Annotated in this window: 22 protein-coding genes; 11 read left to right on the top strand and 11 right to left on the bottom strand. The window is 72.3% G+C overall.

The window, feature by feature from the left end:
* From OG689_RS41455 to OG689_RS41435, 5 genes are all read right to left on the bottom strand, one after another.
* Positions 1-1,302 (bottom strand): cation:proton antiporter, encoded by a 1,302-nt coding sequence (locus OG689_RS41455; protein WP_266328315.1) that lies wholly within the window; start codon positions 1,300-1,302, stop codon positions 1-3.
* A gap of 152 nt (positions 1,303-1,454) precedes the next feature.
* Positions 1,455-1,823 carry a hypothetical protein gene (locus OG689_RS41450; RefSeq protein WP_266328313.1) on the bottom strand — a complete coding sequence of 123 codons (369 nt, stop codon included), beginning with the start codon at positions 1,821-1,823 and terminating at the stop codon, positions 1,455-1,457.
* Between the two features lie 431 nt (positions 1,824-2,254).
* The gene (locus OG689_RS41445; RefSeq protein ID WP_266328311.1) at positions 2,255-2,569 is read right to left on the bottom strand and encodes a hypothetical protein; all 315 of its coding nucleotides are present in this window, start codon (positions 2,567-2,569) and stop codon (positions 2,255-2,257) included.
* The gene (locus OG689_RS41440; protein ID WP_266328309.1) at positions 2,550-2,999 is read right to left on the bottom strand and encodes a MerR family transcriptional regulator; all 450 of its coding nucleotides are present in this window, start codon (positions 2,997-2,999) and stop codon (positions 2,550-2,552) included. Before OG689_RS41440 ends, OG689_RS41445 begins: the two co-directional genes overlap by 20 nt.
* Positions 2,996-3,328: a hypothetical protein gene (locus OG689_RS41435; RefSeq protein ID WP_266328307.1), complete on the bottom strand. Its 333-nt coding sequence runs from the start codon at positions 3,326-3,328 to the stop codon at positions 2,996-2,998. Before OG689_RS41435 ends, OG689_RS41440 begins: the two co-directional genes overlap by 4 nt.
* A 304-nt stretch (positions 3,329-3,632) precedes the next feature.
* Between OG689_RS41435 and OG689_RS41430 the strand changes: the two genes are divergently transcribed.
* The 4 genes from OG689_RS41430 to OG689_RS41415 all read left to right on the top strand — a co-directional run bounded on the left by OG689_RS41430 (position 3,633) and on the right by OG689_RS41415 (position 5,352).
* The gene (locus OG689_RS41430) at positions 3,633-3,902 is read left to right on the top strand and encodes a hypothetical protein (protein ID WP_266328305.1); all 270 of its coding nucleotides are present in this window, start codon (positions 3,633-3,635) and stop codon (positions 3,900-3,902) included.
* Positions 3,903-4,282: 380 nt separating this feature from the next.
* Positions 4,283-4,558 carry a hypothetical protein gene (locus OG689_RS41425; protein ID WP_266328303.1) on the top strand — a complete coding sequence of 92 codons (276 nt, stop codon included), beginning with the start codon at positions 4,283-4,285 and terminating at the stop codon, positions 4,556-4,558.
* A 291-nt stretch (positions 4,559-4,849) separates the two neighbouring features.
* Entirely contained in the window at positions 4,850-5,104 is a 255-nt protein-coding gene (locus OG689_RS41420; RefSeq protein WP_266328301.1) for a type II toxin-antitoxin system Phd/YefM family antitoxin, read from the top strand.
* A complete protein-coding gene (locus OG689_RS41415; RefSeq protein ID WP_266328299.1) occupies positions 5,101-5,352 on the top strand; it encodes a type II toxin-antitoxin system RelE/ParE family toxin in 252 nt (83 codons plus the stop codon). Before OG689_RS41420 ends, OG689_RS41415 begins: the two co-directional genes overlap by 4 nt.
* A 278-nt stretch (positions 5,353-5,630) precedes the next feature.
* Here the strand turns inward: OG689_RS41415 and OG689_RS41410 are convergent, their stop codons facing one another.
* A complete protein-coding gene (locus OG689_RS41410; RefSeq protein ID WP_266328297.1) occupies positions 5,631-6,656 on the bottom strand; it encodes a hypothetical protein in 1,026 nt (341 codons plus the stop codon).
* A 991-nt stretch (positions 6,657-7,647) separates the two neighbouring features.
* Between OG689_RS41410 and OG689_RS41405 the strand changes: the two genes are divergently transcribed.
* From OG689_RS41405 to OG689_RS41380, 6 genes are all read left to right on the top strand, one after another.
* Entirely contained in the window at positions 7,648-7,917 is a 270-nt protein-coding gene (locus OG689_RS41405; protein WP_266328295.1) for a hypothetical protein, read from the top strand.
* 498 nt (positions 7,918-8,415) lie between these two features.
* Entirely contained in the window at positions 8,416-8,685 is a 270-nt protein-coding gene (locus tag OG689_RS41400; RefSeq protein WP_266328293.1) for a hypothetical protein, read from the top strand.
* An 83-nt stretch (positions 8,686-8,768) separates the two neighbouring features.
* Positions 8,769-8,948, top strand: coding sequence for a hypothetical protein (locus OG689_RS41395; protein ID WP_266328292.1), 180 nt, complete (start codon positions 8,769-8,771; stop codon positions 8,946-8,948).
* Positions 8,949-9,012: 64 nt separating this feature from the next.
* Complete coding sequence (locus OG689_RS41390; RefSeq protein WP_266328290.1) at positions 9,013-9,207, top strand: hypothetical protein; 195 nt, start codon at positions 9,013-9,015, stop codon at positions 9,205-9,207.
* Positions 9,204-9,758: a type II toxin-antitoxin system HicB family antitoxin gene (locus OG689_RS41385; RefSeq protein ID WP_266328288.1), complete on the top strand. Its 555-nt coding sequence runs from the start codon at positions 9,204-9,206 to the stop codon at positions 9,756-9,758. Before OG689_RS41390 ends, OG689_RS41385 begins: the two co-directional genes overlap by 4 nt.
* Before the next feature lie 442 nt (positions 9,759-10,200).
* Positions 10,201-11,109 carry a PASTA domain-containing protein gene (locus OG689_RS41380; RefSeq protein ID WP_266328286.1) on the top strand — a complete coding sequence of 303 codons (909 nt, stop codon included), beginning with the start codon at positions 10,201-10,203 and terminating at the stop codon, positions 11,107-11,109.
* A gap of 287 nt (positions 11,110-11,396) precedes the next feature.
* Here OG689_RS41380 and OG689_RS41375 read toward each other — a convergent pair whose 3' ends face one another.
* On the bottom strand, positions 11,397-11,987 hold the full coding sequence (locus OG689_RS41375) for a transcriptional regulator (RefSeq protein ID WP_266328284.1): 591 nt from the start codon (positions 11,985-11,987) through the stop codon (positions 11,397-11,399).
* On the bottom strand, positions 11,987-13,876 hold the full coding sequence (locus OG689_RS41370) for a hypothetical protein (protein WP_266328282.1): 1,890 nt from the start codon (positions 13,874-13,876) through the stop codon (positions 11,987-11,989). The genes OG689_RS41375 and OG689_RS41370 overlap by 1 nt, the downstream gene beginning before the upstream one ends.
* Before the next feature lie 160 nt (positions 13,877-14,036).
* Here OG689_RS41370 and OG689_RS41365 point away from each other — a divergent pair, with 160 nt between their 5' ends.
* On the top strand, positions 14,037-14,348 hold the full coding sequence (locus OG689_RS41365; protein ID WP_266328280.1) for a hypothetical protein: 312 nt from the start codon (positions 14,037-14,039) through the stop codon (positions 14,346-14,348).
* A gap of 212 nt (positions 14,349-14,560) precedes the next feature.
* On the opposite strand, the gene OG689_RS41360 is transcribed toward OG689_RS41365, so the two are convergent.
* From OG689_RS41360 to OG689_RS41350, 3 genes are read right to left on the bottom strand one after another with little or no spacing between them, the layout of a single operon-like run.
* Positions 14,561-16,033 carry an SAVED domain-containing protein gene (locus tag OG689_RS41360; RefSeq protein WP_266328278.1) on the bottom strand — a complete coding sequence of 491 codons (1,473 nt, stop codon included), beginning with the start codon at positions 16,031-16,033 and terminating at the stop codon, positions 14,561-14,563.
* A gap of 3 nt (positions 16,034-16,036) precedes the next feature.
* Positions 16,037-16,957, bottom strand: a complete 921-nt coding sequence (locus OG689_RS41355; protein WP_266328276.1) for an ATP-binding protein — start codon at positions 16,955-16,957, stop codon at positions 16,037-16,039.
* A 29-nt stretch (positions 16,958-16,986) separates the two neighbouring features.
* Positions 16,987-17,496, bottom strand: a complete 510-nt coding sequence (locus OG689_RS41350) for a hypothetical protein (RefSeq protein WP_266328274.1) — start codon at positions 17,494-17,496, stop codon at positions 16,987-16,989.

Below are 17,496 nucleotides of genomic sequence, written 5' to 3'. Positions count from 1 at the left end.
TCAGATCTCCTTCGTCGCGGGGACGTGGGTGTCGGCGGCCCGTCGGGCCGGAACGGAGTCGGCCGGTCGGGCCGGCGTCGGTGCGGGGGTGTCGGGCCGGGCGCTCTCATCCTGGTCGTCGGGGATGGGCACCAGGTCCTCGACGCGAAACAGCCGGGCGACGGGCACGTCGGAGCTGGAGTGCAGGGCGATGGAGAAGGCGATGCACACCGCGATCAGCGTGTACGCCTGCTCGCCCTCGGGGATGCCGGCCTGCAAAACCAGCAGCCCGTACACCACGGACGCGAAGCCCTTCGGCCCGAACCACGCGGCGACCAGCTGCTCGCGCCGGTCGATGCGGGAACGAAGGAGGGAGATCAGCAGGGAGGCGGGGCGGATCAGGACGATCGCCAGGACCACCGCGACGTACCCGCCGATGGACAGGTCACCGAACAGGCGTGGGGTGAGCAGGGCGCCGAAGACCAGCAGGGCGGCGAACTTGCTCAGCTCGGCCAGGGCTTCACCGAGCGGCTCGAACGCTGCCTTGGACTCGGGTGAGACGGAGGCGAGGACGGCGCCGGCGGAGAACGCGGCGAGGTAGGGGTTCGCGCCGGTGAGGTGGCAGGCGGCGTAGAGGATGACGCCGGTCGCGAGCGGCAGCAGCGGCTGCAGCTTCGCCTCCGCGCCGAGCAGCGGCACCCGCACCAGCAGATTCACCAGCAGCGGCAGCACCACACCGAGGGCCAGGCCGCCGAGCAGCTCCAGGCCGATCACGCCGAGGGAGGACTCCGCGGTGGGCGAGGTGGGGCCGGCGGCGGCGATCAGCACCAGCACCACCGGCAGCGCGAGCCCGTCGTTGAGACCCGACTCCACGTTCAGCAACTGCCGCAGCCGGGCCGGGACCTCCTTGCGGCCGACGATCGCCGAGGCGAACACCGGATCCGTCGGCGCGAGGACCGCGCCGACCAACAGCGACGTCGTCCAGTTCAGCCCGACCAGGAAATGCGTCACCACGGCCATACCGGCGAACGCCAGCGGCATGCCCAGACCGAGCGCCCGGGCGGGGCTGCGCCAGGCGCCGCGCAGCGCGGGGAAGGAGACGTGCATGCCGTCGGTGAACAGGACCGTGAACAGCGCGAGGTCCGCGGTCATGACCACGATCGGGTCGTCCGGGGCGATGTGGATCAGCCCGAGGAAGCCGTCGCTGACCAGTGCGCCCGCCAGCAGGAACAGCAGCGAGGTCGACAGGACGGTACGGGCGGCGAGCCCGGAGACGAGGACCGCGACGAGTAGCGCGGCCCCGAAAACAGCGATGAGCACCATACGAGCCCCCTGGCGAAGAAGAGATGTGTCCCTTGTTCGCCGACCAGGCTTCCCGGCACTCCACGGCAGACTTTATACGACTTTTACGGTTCCCTGACGGGCTTTTGACGGCCTGCCGAGTGTCGCGGCATGCGGCCTCGCACCCGGAGGCGTCAGGGGGCTTCGTCGCTGTAGTCGAGGGCACGATCCAGCCCAAGACCCCGTAGCGCGGCCCGTGTACCCGGGTCAGCGCGATGGACGGTGAGTGCCACCCCGTGCGCGCGGGCCATGACCGTGAGGGGAAGAAAGAGGGCGGCGACGGACGACGGCGGCATCGACCGGGCGTGGGCGAGGTCGATGTGTGCCTCGCGCGGGCCGGTGGCCAGCACGTGCGCCAGGGCCCGCGCGACGCGCTGTCCGTCCTTCTCGCCGACCGGACCGCGCAGGGCCACCACCACGCTTCCGGGGTCGGCACGTCGCATGTCCACCGCCCGCACGGGGCCGCGCGTCAGCAGCCAGCTGGTCCAGGCTCGATCGGGCATGGCGTCCCTCTTCGCGGTCAGCGGCTCACGGGGCGGCCGGGGGACCCCCGCGCCCTGGGAGGGCACGACGGGCGAAACTGTCCTCCAAATCTCATCATGCTGACTCGACAGGGAACATCAGGGTCTCGTCGAAGTCCACGCCTACCGTGTGGCTGCTCGGACTGTCGGGGCTGGGAGCGATGACGCGGTGCATCCGGTCCTCCGTCAGGTCGGGGCTACTGCAGGAAGCTGAGCCGGTGGGTGGCGCCGTGCTCTCGGTGGCGGTGATCGGCCGGTGGCCGCGCCGCTCGCCAGGGCGCCCCGCCTGCCCGGCCGGGTGCCGGGGGCGGGGCGCGTGCTGGTGGGCGGTGTGAATGCCCGGAGAGGTCAGGTCAGGATCATCAGGAGCAGGACGGTGATGGCGGCGACCAGGACGGTCACGGACGGCGACCCTACCGGCGGGCGGCCGGGGTGATCTGCAGCGGGTCCTCGCTGCTCCGGCAGCCGCATCCGCCCTGGCCGCAGGCCTTCGTACCGCAGCCGCGCTCGGCCCGGCGCCGGCCCAGCCACCACGTGCCCGCGGCGAGCACGGCCAGGACGGCGGCGATCGCGGGCAGCCAGCCCACCACCGCCCCGGCCCCGGCGCCGACGACGCCGGCGGTGACCAGGACGGGCAGCGCGCAGCAGGCCACGCACGCCAGGGCGGCCAGTGCGCCCAGGGTCTTGGGGGTGCGGGGGACGGGCTGGTCAGTAGCAGGGTCCGGCATGACGATTCTCCTCGGCGAGGTCGGTGAACGGGATGGGGCAGCAGGTGCTGGTGGCGCACAGGGTCAGGTCGTCGCAGCCGGCCGCGACGGCGGTGGTGAGGGCTTTGCGGATGGTGGTGAGGTCGGCGATCTTGGCGTCGACCTCGGCGAGCTTGTCCCGGGCCCGCTCCTGCAGGCCCGGGACGGGGCGGCCGTGGCGGTGGCGGCCGCTCTCCAGCAGCTCGGCGACCTCCTCCAGCGAGAACCCCAGGCGCTGGGCGGCCTTGATCACCCGCAGCGCGGTGACCGCGTCCTCGTCGTAGAGGCGGTGGCCGCCCGGGGAGCGGTCCGGCTCGGGCAGCAGGCCGCGCCGCTCGTAGTAGCGCAGCGTCTGGGGGTTCACCCCGGCCGCCTGCGCGACCTGCCCGGAGCGCAGGCCCTCGGTGCTCACGGCCGGCCGCTCTCGGCCCGTACCTGGAGGGCGTCCAGCACCTTCTCGTGCGCCGGGTCGACCTCGACGTCCAGGCGCACGTCCCCGCCTGCGGCCGAGGTGACGGTGAAGGTGAAGAACGAGCAGCAGCCGCTCTCCCGGGCTGCCAGGTCGCGCACCCTCGCCTCGATGTCCTCGCCGCCGGCGAGGACCAGGTGCAGCCGCAGCCGGCCCGGCCGGGTCGACGCGGTCAGGCGCTCGGCGAACAGCTCGTCCCACTCGGCCACCCGCAGCGGCTGCTGCTCGGTGGGCAGGGTGCACGAGGCGGGCACCCAGGTCAGGCCGGTCATGGCGTCCTCCGATCCGCCCCCGCGCCGTGCGGGCGGGCGGGGACGTCTCCGACGGTAAACCTGTACCCGGGTACCGAATACAAGCCCGCCCCCACCGGCGGCCGGCAGGCCCAGGGGCCGGCACCGGGCGCGGCGCCGGGCAAGGCGTTCCGGCGACGGGGCGGGCACCGGTGCTCAGCGTGGGCCGGGAAGGGCCCGGAATCTCCGGGCCAGGCACAGCACCGCCCACCCGACCAACAGGCCACGCAGGCCGCGAGCAGCGCAATCAGGGGTGGCTGCTGCTTCGCGGGGAAGGATGGTTGGTGTGCGGATGCAGTGGATGTACCAGCTCCGGGACCGCCCGGGCGCCGAAGACGTCGACCTCCCGGACCAGGAGGGAGGCCGGCCCCGGCAGACCCTGGCCCGCCAACGCGAAGGAGCCGACGGCCTGGTCGACAGCTACATCCTGCAGAGAGTCGACGCGCAGCTGCACACCGCCGTCTACGGCTGGGTACTGAGCAGCGAGCCCGACCCGGTGTCGCACTACCTGCTGGAATTCCTCACCGAGGACCGCCCCCAACAGAACCCCTGGTAAGCCGCCCCCACCGCCCCAGGACTCCCCCAGCAGCCCCGGGCGCAGCCCTGGCAGGTCGGCCCGGGCGTGGGGCCGCGGGGCGCTGCCCCACCCCACCCACCCGCGCGGCCGCCACCAGGCGGACGCAGAAGAGAAGCCCAGCGCGCCCGACACCGACCAGCCCCAACCCACCCGCTCACTCGCTCCCACGCCAGGCCCAGGGGGCACGGACGGGAGCCGGCGCCGAGCGTGGCGGTGCCCGCCGGGTGATGGCCCGAAGGGTCCCGGCGGGCACCTGCACCGACGCTGTCGCCCGGTCCGCCGAACAGGCAGGCCCGCCCGCCGGCCTCGGTGCGTGGGACGGCCGGTTGGTCGAGCGAGAGGCGGGAAGGGTGGTTGGTATGCAGACGCAGTGGGTGCACCAGTTCCGGGACCGCCCGGACACCAAGGACGTAGAGGCCCTGGTGCCGGTCGAGGAGTTGGACCGTCCCCGGCAGGTCGTGGCCCGGGAGCGCGAAGGGGCCGGCGGCCTGGTCGACGGGTACGTCCCGCAGAGCCTCGACGGACGCTCGCGCACCGCCGTCTACACCTGGGTACGGGCCGGCGACCCGGACTCGGTGACGCAGTACCTGCTCGACCTCCTGGCCGAGGTCTGCCCGCACGAGCGGGCCCAGTAGGCCCACCAGAGCCGCCCGGCGGGTGGCACGACGAAGGCCGGTCCTGGAGGCCGCCCGGGGCCGCTGGCGGGTCAGGTGCGCTGGGGCCAGCCGTCGGGCCGGGGACGGCGGCGGCGTCGGAGAACGCGCCCCGCTCGCACAGCTGATATCGGAAGGGGGCACCGCCCCGGTCGGCCCGGCAACGTCGTGACTCCAGCTCCCACGCACCTCACGCGAGCACCGCGGGCCACGGCCTTCTGCCGCTGGACGTCTTCCGACCCTCAAAAGGTGCGTGAAGTGTACAGTTCCGTCATGAGCGATACTCTGCCGATCACCGAGGCCAGGGCGAAGTTCGGCACCCTGGTCCGCCGGGCCTCCCACGGCCGCGAGCGCATCACCATCACGGACCACGGCCAGCCGGCCGCCGTGCTCATCAACCCCCAGGAGCTGGCCGACCTGGAGGACGCACTGGCCCTCGCCCAGTACCGGGCCCGCCAGACCGCCGGCACCACGGCCACCACGGCCAACGACGACGTGCGGGCGCTGCTGGGCCTGGAGCGCGGGTGACCTACGAGATCGTCTGGGACGAGCACGCGATCAACGCGGCCGCCCGGTTCCTCAAGGACGACGCGGACGGCCTGCGGCTGGTGATGGACGCCGTCGACCTGCTCGGCATCGACCCACGCCCGGCCGGCTCCGCCGAGTACGGCTCCCCCGACCTGCGCCGCATGCACGTCGGCCGCTACCGCGTCATGTACGAGATCACCGAGACCACCGTCACCGTCGTCGTCATCCACCTCGGCCGCACCACCTGACCGACTGCCCGGGACGGCACGCAGCTCGGCGCCGACAGGCAGCGGCCCCGGGGAGAAAGCTCTCCGGAGCCGCACCCTTGCGCCGGGATACGTGGCCGGGCATCTGGGCGGCGCCGGGGTCGCCCGGTCCCTTGTCCCAGGCGTCGACCATGTCGTCCCAGGCGCCGCGGACGTTGATCGCCCGGTGGGAGATGTCGCGGCAGCGGGACTCCAGGACGCCGGCCTGGTCGACCGGGTAGATGCCATGCGAAATGGTCTTGGGGGGATCCGGGCAATGCCTACTGGATGCTCCAGCGGTGCGGATGTTCCGGCCTGGCGGGGCAGGTGAAGACGTTCAGCGGCCCGTGCCGGCCGAAGGCAAGGTGGGCAGGGCAGGGGTCCCGCTGGTGTTCGGGGAGGCGACCATCCTCGACCGGCTTCCAGCTGGTGCTGCCACCGTCCCATTCGCGGCTGTCCAAGGTCATCAGCAAGGCCATGGGCGTGGCGCATGCCGCGCAGGTCATGGCGTGCGGGTCGGTGCTGTGCCAGGAGGGGAAGCCGCCGACGCGGTAGCCGGGCGGCATCGACAGGTCGTGCTGGTAGGTGAGCACGTAGGCGTCCGGGTCCTTGTCCGCGTTCCGCTCCTGCTTCTCCTCCCAGGCGTCGATCCTGGACCGGAGGCGAGCGGGCAGCGTCCCGACGTAGGGATAGGTGGTCACCTGCTCGGGGTGCAGCACGCACGGCTCGGGGACCGCGCCCTCGAAGCCGACCAGCAGCGGCTCCGGTGCGGCGCGCAGTGGCTCGCCGACCTCCTCGGACCGACGCCGGACCAGATGCAAGGCGAGGCCGAAACCGCTCGGGGCGTGGGCCTCGAACGGGCACCAGAGCACTTGCAGCAGGTCGCAGCCGTCCGGACCGGCCGGCAGGCCCGGCACGTCCCGCCGGTACAGCTGAACCAGGCCGATCAGCGGAACCGGATCGGTGTCCGCGAGGTCTGGCCGGCGGTGCTTTCGCTCCAACTCCTTGAGGATGGCCCGTTCCTCGTCCGTCGGCCCCGGGGCCACGTCGCGGGCCCACGCCCGTGCGAGCAACTGCCGCCGACGGCGGATGTCCGCGATCCGGTAGCCGCGGCCTCGTCGGTGGGACTCGGTGCACACCGGCCACGGTTCGTCCACGGGCCAGAGCAGCGGGCCGCCGACCGAGCTGACCGAGGCGTCCGGGCTCCCGGCCCGCGGGTGCAGCCGGGTCGTCACGCCACGGTAGTCAGCCAACTTCGGGAAGAGCTCTTCGGCGTCCAGCGGTCGGGGCGGCGTAGTCCTGGTCATGGCCGTGACCATAGATCACCGCGCCGACCCAGCCTCGGCGAGGACTGTCGAAGCCGCCCGGCCGCCGGCAGGCCCGGACGACCGCACGGCAGGGCCTGGAGGACCCGGTCCGGTCCCCGGCCGCTGGCCAGCCGAGCGCAGCGCGGCTGGCCGAGCTGAACGCCCCGGAGCCGCAGAATCTCCCGCCTGCGGGGTGGAGCTCACCGTCCCTGGCAGGAAGACCTCCGGCCCGGGCACGGCCTACGGACCGGCAGCCGGGCCGCCCGTTCCGAGGGCGCGGCCGGCACCTGCCGGAGGCCACCACCAACCAGCAGCCCCCGGCACCTGCCGGACGCCACCACCAACCAGCAGCCCCCGGCAGGGCCAAAGCCCGACCGACCGAACCGACCACCACCGGGAAAGGACCAGAAGCAGGGGTTGTCGGCATTTCCGTCGCCCGGAAAACGGGCTCTGAGCTGCGGAAACGGCGATGCCGTCACGAGGGGGCTGGGGTACCTACGGTGGTACCTGCGGTGGCACCTACGGGACTACCTGCGGTGGTGTCTGCGGTGGTAGCTACGTGGAACGCCTCACCGGCCGGCCCGGGGCGCGGCCGCCGCGGGCAGGTGGCGCCGTGGCGGCCGCCCGCCGGCTGATGGCCCGAGGTGTGCGTCTCAGGTGCCGGCGGGCGCCGCCGGGGGCCCTGCCGGTGTGGCCGAAGGGGCCGGGGAGCGGCTGCGCGTGGGGAAGAACGGTCGGTATGCGACGGCAGCGGGTGTACCCGCTCCGGGACTGCCTGGGCGCCGAGGGCGTCGAGGTCCTGGCCGAGGAAGTGGGCCGGCAACCTGGCCGCCGGACACCCTATGCCCACAGGATCTCCCGCCGCGTGGAGGGAAGATCCCCCAACCCCGCACGGAAGACGTGCGGCCTCGCGCCCCCGGCATCCCGCTTCGCGCCTCACCAGCGGCACTCGGGGGAATAGCGGGGGCGCAAGTAGGGCAAAGGGGGCTGCATGCAGCAGCGATGGGTGTACAAACTCCGGGACTGCCCGGACCGTGAGGACGTCGAAACCCTCTCCAAGCAGACGGGCCGGCCCCGACATGTCCTCGCCCGCCGGCGCAAGGACGGCGACGGCCTGGCGGACGGCTACGTCCTGCAGTGGATCGACGCACAGGTGCACACCGCCGTCTACAGCTGGATACAGAGCGGCGATCCGCAGCAGGTCACGGACGACCTGCTGCAGTTCCTCACCGAGGCCTGCCCCGACGGCGGCACGCGGTGAGCACCGTCACCCAGCACGGACGGTGCCGCGCCCAGACACCCCACGGATCGGACCATCGCCCATCAGGGCAACCCACCGGACCACGCCGCCCCCCACTCCACCCGTGGGCCGCCCACCCCGGGGGAAGACGACCGCCAGACAGGGAGCGCCCTGCGCCCCACTGGAGGACCGCTTCGCGGATGCGCTACTGGCCCTGAGCTGCGGAGGCGGCGACGCCGTCATGAGGGGGCCGTGGTGCCTGCGGTGGGTACCTACGTGGAACGCCTCACCGGCCCTCTGGTGGCCCTCCCCCGGTCTCACGGGCGTGGCGGGGGCCCGCCGGCTGATGGCCCGAGGTGTGCGTCTCAGGTGCTGGCGGGCGCCCGCCCAAGACGGTACCGGCCGCCGGGCCCTGGGCACCCGGCGGCGCGACGGCCGGCCGGGGCACCCGGCCCGCTCTCTGCGGTAATTCGGCCGAGTGGGCCGGAGTTGGCCGCGGCGGGGGGAAGAATGGTTGGCATGCCAACGCAGTGGGTGCACCAGCTTCGGGACTGCCCGGACGCCGAGGACGTCGAGGTCCTGGCCGAGGAGGAGGGCCGGCCCCGGCAGATCCTGGCCCGCGAACGCCCGGGCGCCGGCGGCCTGGTGGACGGGTACGTCCTGCAGAGGGTCGACGCGCAGCTGCGCACGGCCGTCTACACGTGGGTGCGGGCCGGCGAGGCGGAGCAGGTGACGGAGTACCTGTTGGACCTGCTGGCCGAGGTCTGCCCCGTGGAGCGGGCCCGGTGAGCGGCGGTGGTGTGGCGGGTCGCTGTGCGGCTGGGTGGGGTGTGTGTCCGGTGTGCGGGCCGACGTTGAGGTCCAGCGGGTCGGTGACGTGGTGCCAGGAGTGCGGGCAGCGGTGGGAGGAGGACATCCTCGGGCAGGACTGCCGACTTCCTGTCGCCGGGCGCCTGACCCAGTTCACGGGTGATCCCGGCGTCGAACTCTGCCTGCCGCACGGGCGCGCCGCGGCTGTCCTCGTCGACGCCGCCGTTTTCGTCGTCACCTGAGCAGACGGCCCCGGCGACACTTTGTCTACCCTTGCTAGACAAAGTGCGTCTAGTAGCATTAGACATGAGTGGTGAAGAACGGTTTATCAAGAAGCTTCGGGCGATCGCCAAGGAGAAGGGGGCGACCCTGGACCTGGTGCGGCACGGGTCCAACCATGATCTGTACGAGATCGGCGAGGTGCGGCTGATCGTGCCCCGGCATGCCGAGGTCAACGAGATCACCGCGAACAGCATCATCAAGGAGGCGGAGCAGGCATGACGACCACCTACCAGGCCACCGCGCGGCGCTCGGGCACGTGGTGGGCCGTCGAGGTCCCCGACGTCCCCGGTGCCCACACTCAGGGCCGCAACCTCAAGGAGGCCGAGCAGATGGCCCGTGAGGCCGTCGCCCTGCTGCTGGACGTCGAGGAGGACCAGGTGCTCATCGACCTGCGCCCGGAACTCCCGCGGGCGACCACCGACATACTGGCCGACTTCCAGGCCCGCCGCACGGCCCGCGAGGATGCGGAGGCAGCCGAGCGCACCGCCCAGGAGGCCGCCGCCCGGGCCCTGAAGGCCGCCGGCCTGTCGGTGCGCGACGCCGGCGCCGTCCTGGGCATCTCCCACCAGCGGATCGCCCAGCTCGCCCCCGAGACCAGGCCCGCGAGCCCTGGGAAGACCCGGAAGACCGTGACGGCGGCCACCAAGTCCAAGACCCACGCCAACGAGACTCCGGGCTCCGGCCGCTCTGTCACCGGCGGGCGGGCCACCGCGGGAACGAAGACCGCCCGCACCAAGGCCGGCGCCAGGCGCAAGCCCCAGGACGCCTGACTCCTACACCACCTCCGGCCCCGGATCGCGCCAGCGGCCCGGGGCCGCTGTGCTGTGCTGCGCGGCCGGGCAGTCGCTCTGAGGTTGTCTCAGGCCTGCGGGACCCGGCTACGGACCGAGCGCAGCGCGCCAGCGGCGGCACCCGGACGCCGTTCTCCGGCCAGCTGGCTTTGTTCACGAGATCGATCTTCGTGAGCAAAGCCAGCCCGGGGGTGCGCAGAATCCGTTCCTGTCGTCCGTGCCGCTCCCACAGCTCCCGGGTCGCCCGCGGGACCTGTACGGCACCCCGCACCGGGCTGCAGGGCCCACTGCGCGGCGACTGCGGACTGGCGCCCAGCTCCCGCCCCGCCTCTGGCCTGGCCTGGCGCGCCGCAGCCACTTCGCCCGGACGCCGCAAGTACCGTATGGCCTCGAACCATTCGTTGCGCAGAACGGAGAATCGGTGACCAGTACGCTTCGGGCGGCCGGGCAGTCCGCCCCCGGCCCCGGTGATGGGGATGCGGTGAGGGCGGTCTACTTCCCGCTCTCCCCGCCCACGAGCCGCAGCGATCGCGACCGACAGGCCCTGAGGGGCTGGATCGAGGCCGTGGCGGCCGATCCGGGCGCCGACGGGCAGAGCGCCGACGCTGGGTCTGGGCCCGGCGCCGCGGTGGCCGCCGCCGACCGCAGAATCCGCCGGCTCACCGCGGCCGCGGCCACTGTCCTCACGGCTGCCACCGCGCGGCAATGGGCGGCCGACCAGCTCGGCGACAGCGGCGCCTCGGCGCAGCTGCTCGCCACCAGCCGCTCGGAGGTGAGCGGCTTCGTCGACGCACTGCTGGCCTCGCCGCCGACTTGTGAGCCGGTGGTGGCGCCGCCGTCGGGCCACTGGCTCGTGGTGGGCGGCGTGCTGGTGTGGGTCCCGAGGGTTGGCGCACCGCCCCCGCCGCCGCTCCAGGATCTCGGGGCGGAGCTTTCAGCACGCGAACTCGCCGCTGTCGGTGTCCAGTTCCGTGCCGTCGCCGAGACGCTGGCGGCAGGGCCGCTTCGCGAGCACCTCGCCGCCACGGCCGACCGGCTGGCGGAGGCGGATGCTTCCCGAGCCGACGAGGACCAGCCCGGGTTCGACGTGCCCGACGTGACCGGGTTCACCGAGGAGGAGGCCGTCACCGCGCTCAGCAACGAGGGGTACGTGCCGTACGTCATCCAGGAGTACGACAAGAACGTCACGTACGGACACGTCATCTTCCAGAGGCCGCGCGGCGGTCCGCAGGCCGACCTGGTGACGGTGGTGCGCGTCTGGGTCAGCCTCGGCAGCCCGCCGCCCCCGGTGCCCTTCCATCCCGACCCTGACGTCATCATCAAGCCCTGACGTCAACATGCGTTCAGCTTCGAGGGCGGGATGCGAGTCCGTGCTCGAAGCTGAACGCAACGGTGTTGACTGTAGGGTCTCGCGGCCCGCTGCATAGGCCGACGCTGTGACCTGGGATGTCTCACCGCTGCACATTCGGCTCGGCCTGACCGAGTCTCAGCAACCACTGCGCTTCCTCGGCTGGTGGCTCCAGACGGAGGTCGCTGACCTGCGAATCTCGCTCCGGTGCAGCTGATATGCAGAGATCGCTGAGATTATGCAGCGGGCCGCGAGACCCTACATTGACGTCAGGCGGCGAAGCCGATGTGGGTGACGTAGGAGTAGGCGTCATAGTCGGAGCCCAGGTCGGTGATGACCTCGTCCCAGATCACGTCGAGCATCTCGGCGGCGCCAGGGTCGTTGGGGCCCTTGTCCCAGGCGTCGACCATGTCGTCCCAGGCCCCGCGGACGTTGATCGCCCGGTGCGAGATGTCGCGGCGGCGCTTCTCGTCGACGCCGGCCTGGTCGACCGGGTAGATCTCCACCCGGGTGCCGGCGCCGTTGTTGTTCAGCCGGCGCTTCAGGTCGGTGACGACGTTGTGCCGCCGCAGCACCCAGTAGGCGGCGTCCAGCATGTCCCGGTTGGCCGCGTTCGGCTTCTGCTTCCCCGCGACCCAGGCTTTCACGGTGCGCGGGGTCGCGGTGATTCCCGCGCGGGCCATCGCCTCGTACCCGGCCTGGCTGCGGGTGAGATAGCGAAGACGCGCATTCAGGCCGCGCTTGGACGTCACCGGCGACGCGACACCGGTCACCAATTCGTCCAGCCCCCGCGCGATGGCGAGCCAGCCGGGAATTCCGCTCGCACCGTATCGCCCGAAATCTGCCCAGCGTCCGGCCATTACTTACCGCCCCCGATGGTGTAGGTGTCCTTCAGTTTCACTTCGGTGACCTTCCGGCCCTCCGGAAAAACACTGCGCCAGTCACCGACAAGGTGGAGTTCGTCGGTGCCCATCATCTGCACGAGGGTGAGTCCGGCGTCGTGGGCCTTCTTTCCCTTCCACCACAGATTCGCGAACGCCTGCGCCCGGATAATGTGCATCCAGTCCGGCCTCTTCATTTTATGATTCGCGGTGGAAAGGCCGATCGTGGACACGAACTTCGAATACATCGCCTTCACGTACTCCAGCGTCACCGCGTCGTGCTCGGCGATGGCGGTGTCGCGGGCGGAGCCGAGGGCCTGGCGGAAGTTCTCCAGGATGTTCTCCGTCGAGTAGGCCGTCCACGCCTCGTGGATGACCGGCGCCTCACACAGGCCGAACTTCGGGCCGGCCAGGCGCTGGAGCATCCGCATCGTGGAGCTGGTGAGCCACAGCGGACCAGCCTCGTCCCTGCTCCCGAGGGGGTTGGGCAGGTCCGGGTGCTCCCAGGCCGGCGGGGTGACGAGGTAGAGGCCGGCCTGCTTCGGGTCCCACACGCCGCTCGTGTTGTGCGACAGCTTGCCGATCGGCAGGTGCGACTTGAGGGCGGAGAGGTAGGCGCCGTTCATGTCGAGCGCGGAAACCGTCAATTCCGTCTCGGCGCTTTTGATGAGCGCGCTGTTCTTCCATTTCGGGCGCGCTTCCCACACCTGATCCGCCGACGCCTTCGATGCTTTCTTGAGGATGTCCGGCAGCGGCGGGTGATCCGTGTGCTCGTAGCGCGCGCCGACCCGGGAAACGGCGAGCAGCGCCATCGCGTCCGGGATCGCCTTCTTCACCAGGGCGGCGGTGGCGGCGTCCACGTCGCCGCCGTGCCGGGCCAGCTCCCGCTCGACCGGGCGCCGGATCAGGTCCAGCAGCTCCGCCAGCGACGCCGGCTCCGTACGGACCGGGGCGCCGGCTGCGGCGGGCGCCAGCGTGGCCGGGTGGGGCGCAGCGGCGGGTTCCTGCTCGGCGGCCGGGGTCGGTGCGGGGGCTTCGGCGGGTTCCGAGGGGGCCGGGGCGGGCGTGGTGGTGGCAGGGGCGGGTGGTTGGCCGAGGGCGGCGTGGACGGCCTGCTGGGCGGCGTCGGCGAGGCCTGCGGGCTCCACCGAGGCCGCGGGTGCCGGAGCGGGGGTGCACCAGCCGCCGGCGTGCAGCGGGCGGCCGCCGGCCCGGTACGGGGTCGGGCGGGCGCAGCGTGCGCACGGGGCGGGGTCGGTGAGGAGCAGCTCGCCGTCCGGGCCGCGGTCGAGGTCGACGGCGACGGCCAGGGGAAGGGGCTCGGCGGGGGTGGGCGTCAGGTGCTCGCTGGCGGGGACCGTGTCCTGCTCGGCGGCCGGTCCCGGGGCAGCCGGCTGCGTGGTGACGTCGGTTCGCCGGCCGGGGCGTACCCAGCTGTCCGGGACGGGGGTGAGGGGCGAGTACGGCTCGGTGCGGGTGCTTCGGCGCGGCGCCGGGCCGGCGCGTCCCGGGGCCGGCCGGGGGGCCTGGGTGGGCGTCGGGCCGGCTGTCGCGGCCGGGGCCGGGGCCGGGGCCGGGGCGAAGGTGGCGGGCAGGGGCGCGGCGGCGGCCGGGGCGGGCCGGTGGCGGGTGCTGTAGGCCTCGGTGGCGCGGGTGGGGCCGGCCAGCAGGTCGAGGACGGCCAGGCCCCAGTGCGCGGCCAGGGCGTCGACGTCGTCCAGCGTCCACACGGTGGCGCCGGACTGACGACGGGAGACCTTCTCCTGGGTCAGGCCGATTCCGGCCGCGAGCTGGCCCTGGGTCTCCTCGGTGACCTGGCGCAGTGCCGCGACGGTGATGCGCAGCGTTTGCAGCGTGCTCAGTGACATGGCCTCAGTCTACCCTCCCTCATGCATATTTCCAATAGGGAATGCGAAATATGACTATCTTGAGCCGTGTCGGTCGGCCTGGATCAGCACCGGATGGCTTCAGCCTGGTGGTGTGGCGCAACGCCGGGCGGCCGGTGCGGCGCGGGCTCACACTGGCACCATGACCACCTACACCGGGGATGCCACCGTGTCGGCCGGTGGATCGCCATACCGCTGCCACGCCGACCTGAGCCGCTGGACGGAACCTGTCCCCGCGAGGCCGTTCGCCCGCCCCGACGAGCAGGTCGAGGGCCAGGCGCGGTGGGCCGGCACCATCGTCCTGCAGGACGCGGACGCCACCCTGGCCGTCCGGCACGGCGACGACCGACAGCTGACCGTCAAGGGCCCCGCCGCGGCATTCCTCGTGACCGGCTGGAGCCCCGGCTCCACCGAACTGCGGATCCGCGGCAACGGCCACGAGCTGCCGTTCTAGGCGTACCCCTCCGGTTCCCTGCAGCCATCGCGACCGCCCGGCCCGAACACGCCTGAGGGCCGCCGAAACGGCCCACCGGCCCGTCTTGGTACGCCAGCGGCACACCGTGGCCAGCCAGGTGCTGCTGGCGTGGCAGCAGCACTATCCGCCTTCCCCTGGCTGCCCGTCGTCGCCGACACCGGGAAGCGAGCGGGACGGCAGCGGCTGAGCCGTCAGGCCTGAACGGTGAAGGCTGGCTGGTAGCCCTCGTCTACCTTGATGTCCTCGTACACCACGGTCTGGCACAGTCGGTTCCACCGGTGGCCGAGGAGCAGCGCCATCCCTCGTGGAGTGGCAAGGAAGAGGTGGAGGCGCCGCACGGGGCGGGTCTGGCGGCGGAGGTGGTCACGGATTCCGATGGTCAGGGCGTTGGCGGCCGAGCCGTCGGGGATCGACTTGTCCTTGGCTCCGCCGCTGGGCGGGGCGTAGACGAGGAGTTTGGAGACGGGCAGGTTCTGGTCGCGTAGGTAGTCCAGTACGTCGTCGGTCGGGTCCATGGCGACGGCTATGGCCACCGCGAGCTCGTCGCCCTGGTCGATCCGGTGCTCGGTGACGTCGGGGATCAGGGCGGTGTCGTACGGGTCGGTGCTGGACCATAGCTGGGGGCCCTGGACGATGGCGAGGTCGGTGCCGGTGACCATGCGGAAGGTGGTGCCGACCAGGAAGGCCGGGGCGAGGCGGAAGCTGCCGGTGACTGAGATGGCGGTGCTGCCGGCTGGCAGGTGCTGGGGGGCGGCCTCGATGTCGGATTGGAGTTGCTGCCAGGTGTTCGGTGCGACCGGGCGGCGCTTGTCGAAGTCGGAGTCGCCGTCGAAGCGGTCGATCCAGTCGATAGTGTGGTCGGCGTTGGGGGCCAGCGGGTCGGGCTTGAGTGTGGCGATCGACAGCACGGCCCGGGCCGGTCCGGCTTCCAGGCTCAGGTCGGCGACGGCGGACTCCACCATCGCCAGGGTGAGCTCGCGTCGGCCCTCGCGGACCATCTTGGCGACCCAGTCGGCTCCAGCCTCGACGGCCCGCTGGTCGTGGCGTAGCCCGGTGACGGCCATCAGCAGCCCGAGGGACTCCTGGTAGCGGATCATGTCCTGGGCCAGGTCGAAGCGCAAGGTCGACAGGAGTTCGCCGAGTTCGGACTCGGTCAGGCCGGCGGCCTGGGCCCAGCGGGTTCGGGCCCGGCCGAGCCTGGATGCGGGTCCGCCTGCAGCCGCCTTGGGCATCAGGAGGCCGGTGCGGGCGTCGCGCACCGCCACCAGTTCGTCGGAGGGGTCCGGTGCGCGGTTGGTGGCGAGGACCAGGTCGGCGCTGTCGCCGTCCGCGGTCAGCTGCCGCCACGCGAGGGCGATCTTCTTGAGGACCGACGTGCCGCCGTCCTTGCTGGGCTTGGTGAGGTACTCCTCGTTGACCGGGGTGGAGCTGTCCACGGTGTACTTGACCTGCTTGTAGGTGCTCGGCGGAGTGCCGCGCAGCAGGACGACGTCGTCGAGGTTTCCCACGCCGTCGTATTCCACGCCGACCGCCTGGACCGGGTTGGGAACGCGGGCCGCGTTCTCGCGCAGGAGGGTCACGCAGGCCTCCCACACGGCGAGGTACTGGTAGTGGTCGCCGGTGGTCCTGACGCTGGTGGGTCCGGGGGCGGGCAGCGGCTCCATCAGTCAGTTCTCCTCGGTGAAGACGGGGGTGGGCCGGAGCGACTCGGCGAGGACGAGGAGGTCCTCGTCGTTTACCGGGCGGTCGGGGAAGGCGTTGAGGACGGCGGTGGGGACCAGCCGCTGGGTGAGGTCTGAGAAGGTGTGGCCGGGCCGGTCCGCGGTCGGGCCGGTGAGGGTCACGAGCTTGCCGATGGTGCCGGCCGCGATGCCGAGCCCGTCGAGTGCCTGGGAGAGGACTGCGTGGCGCTGGTGGTCGTCGGGCCGGGCGAAGGTGAAGGTGGCCGCGGCGCGGCGCATGAGCGCGGGGTCCAGGGCGCCGACCCTGTTGGTGCACAGGACGACGATGACCGGGACCTTGGCTCCGGCGAGGCTGTCGATGCCGGCGAGGAAGGCGTCGACGCCGGCCCGGTCCTCGTGGTGCATCTGCTGGGCCTCGCGGGACTGGACAAGGGCGTCGGCCTCGTCGACGACGAGGATCTGAACGGCGCGCACGCCGCGGGGGCCGGTCGCGCGGGCGCCAGCCGTGTGCATGTGGGCGAAGGCCCCGCCGATCAGGGAGGTCATCTCGCCGACCATGCCGCTGCCGCGGGTGGCCAGCTTCAGCCGGTACAGGTTGACGGGGAGGTCGAGGTAGTCGGAGAGGTCGCACCCGAAGGACTCGGCGAGGGCGGACTTGCCGGACCCGACGTCGCCGGCGAAGACGAACAGCGGCGCGCGGTCCGCGAACAGGGTGAGCGCGGCGACGTCGCCACCGTGGTGGGCGGCGGCCCACTGCTGGAGGCGGCGCGGGTCGGCGAGGAGGGCGGCTTCCTTGCGCAGGCGCAGCTTCGTGTCCTCCAGGCCCACCAGGCGCCGGTAGCGGTCGTACCGGGTGGGCTCGGGCAGTTGGATGACAGGGTGGAACAGATCGTCCTGGCTGGTCACGTGGTGTTCCTTCTGCTGGTGGCGCTGGACTAGAACGCGACGTAGACGTCGCGGGCGACGCCGGTGCCGTTGCGGGCGTAGCCGTTCCCGGCCGTGCTGGTGCCGGCGAGCGCGCTCGGCGCGTCGCCGGTCGTCCGGGGGAACGGAAGGCCGTCCCGGGCCTTGTCCTGCTCGGTGCTGGTCAGCAGCATGAACTTGGTGCTGTAGGTGAGGAAGCTGTGGAAGCCATAGCCGGTCAGCTCGGTCGAGTCCGGGAGGCTGCCCGGGCGCCCGTCGGTGAGCTGGCCCCCGAGGGTGGCCGTGTACCGCAGGCGCAGCTTCCAGCTGTTGGTGGCGGCATCGCGGAAGCCGTAGTCGACGGTGCCGAGGTAGCCGTCGCGCAGGAGGAGGGCGACCTCTTCGGCGTAGTCGTCGATGCTGGCGAGGGAGGGCTTGCCGTAGTAGTTGTGCAGGATGCGCAGGTCCGCGGCGACCTTCCCGCCGACGTAGCGGGTATCGGTGATCGTGAAGGAGGCGGATCTGGTGTACGAGCCGGTCAT

This window comes from Kitasatospora sp. NBC_00240 (genome assembly GCF_026342405.1).
Lineage (GTDB): Bacteria > Actinomycetota > Actinomycetes > Streptomycetales > Streptomycetaceae > Kitasatospora.
Note: the sequence above shows the minus strand (reverse complement) of the source record. Positions and strands in the feature narration are given on the sequence as shown.

Coding starts and splice junctions, on each gene's coding strand:
- OG689_RS41455 (WP_266328315.1), bottom strand. CDS start 1,302: ATGGTGCTCATCGCTGTTTTCGGGGCCGCGCTACTCGTCGCGGTCCTC.
- OG689_RS41450 (WP_266328313.1), bottom strand. CDS start 1,823: ATGCCCGATCGAGCCTGGACCAGCTGGCTGCTGACGCGCGGCCCCGTG.
- OG689_RS41445 (WP_266328311.1), bottom strand. CDS start 2,569: ATGCCGGACCCTGCTACTGACCAGCCCGTCCCCCGCACCCCCAAGACC.
- OG689_RS41435 (WP_266328307.1), bottom strand. CDS start 3,328: ATGACCGGCCTGACCTGGGTGCCCGCCTCGTGCACCCTGCCCACCGAG.
- OG689_RS41425 (WP_266328303.1), top strand. CDS start 4,283: ATGCAGACGCAGTGGGTGCACCAGTTCCGGGACCGCCCGGACACCAAG.
- OG689_RS41420 (WP_266328301.1), top strand. CDS start 4,850: ATGAGCGATACTCTGCCGATCACCGAGGCCAGGGCGAAGTTCGGCACC.
- OG689_RS41410 (WP_266328297.1), bottom strand. CDS start 6,656: ATGACCAGGACTACGCCGCCCCGACCGCTGGACGCCGAAGAGCTCTTC.
- OG689_RS41405 (WP_266328295.1), top strand. CDS start 7,648: ATGCAGCAGCGATGGGTGTACAAACTCCGGGACTGCCCGGACCGTGAG.
- OG689_RS41400 (WP_266328293.1), top strand. CDS start 8,416: ATGCCAACGCAGTGGGTGCACCAGCTTCGGGACTGCCCGGACGCCGAG.
- OG689_RS41390 (WP_266328290.1), top strand. CDS start 9,013: ATGAGTGGTGAAGAACGGTTTATCAAGAAGCTTCGGGCGATCGCCAAG.
- OG689_RS41385 (WP_266328288.1), top strand. CDS start 9,204: ATGACGACCACCTACCAGGCCACCGCGCGGCGCTCGGGCACGTGGTGG.
- OG689_RS41375 (WP_266328284.1), bottom strand. CDS start 11,987: ATGGCCGGACGCTGGGCAGATTTCGGGCGATACGGTGCGAGCGGAATT.
- OG689_RS41370 (WP_266328282.1), bottom strand. CDS start 13,876: ATGTCACTGAGCACGCTGCAAACGCTGCGCATCACCGTCGCGGCACTG.
- OG689_RS41365 (WP_266328280.1), top strand. CDS start 14,037: ATGACCACCTACACCGGGGATGCCACCGTGTCGGCCGGTGGATCGCCA.
- OG689_RS41360 (WP_266328278.1), bottom strand. CDS start 16,033: ATGGAGCCGCTGCCCGCCCCCGGACCCACCAGCGTCAGGACCACCGGC.
- OG689_RS41350 (WP_266328274.1), bottom strand. CDS start 17,496: ATGACCGGCTCGTACACCAGATCCGCCTCCTTCACGATCACCGATACC.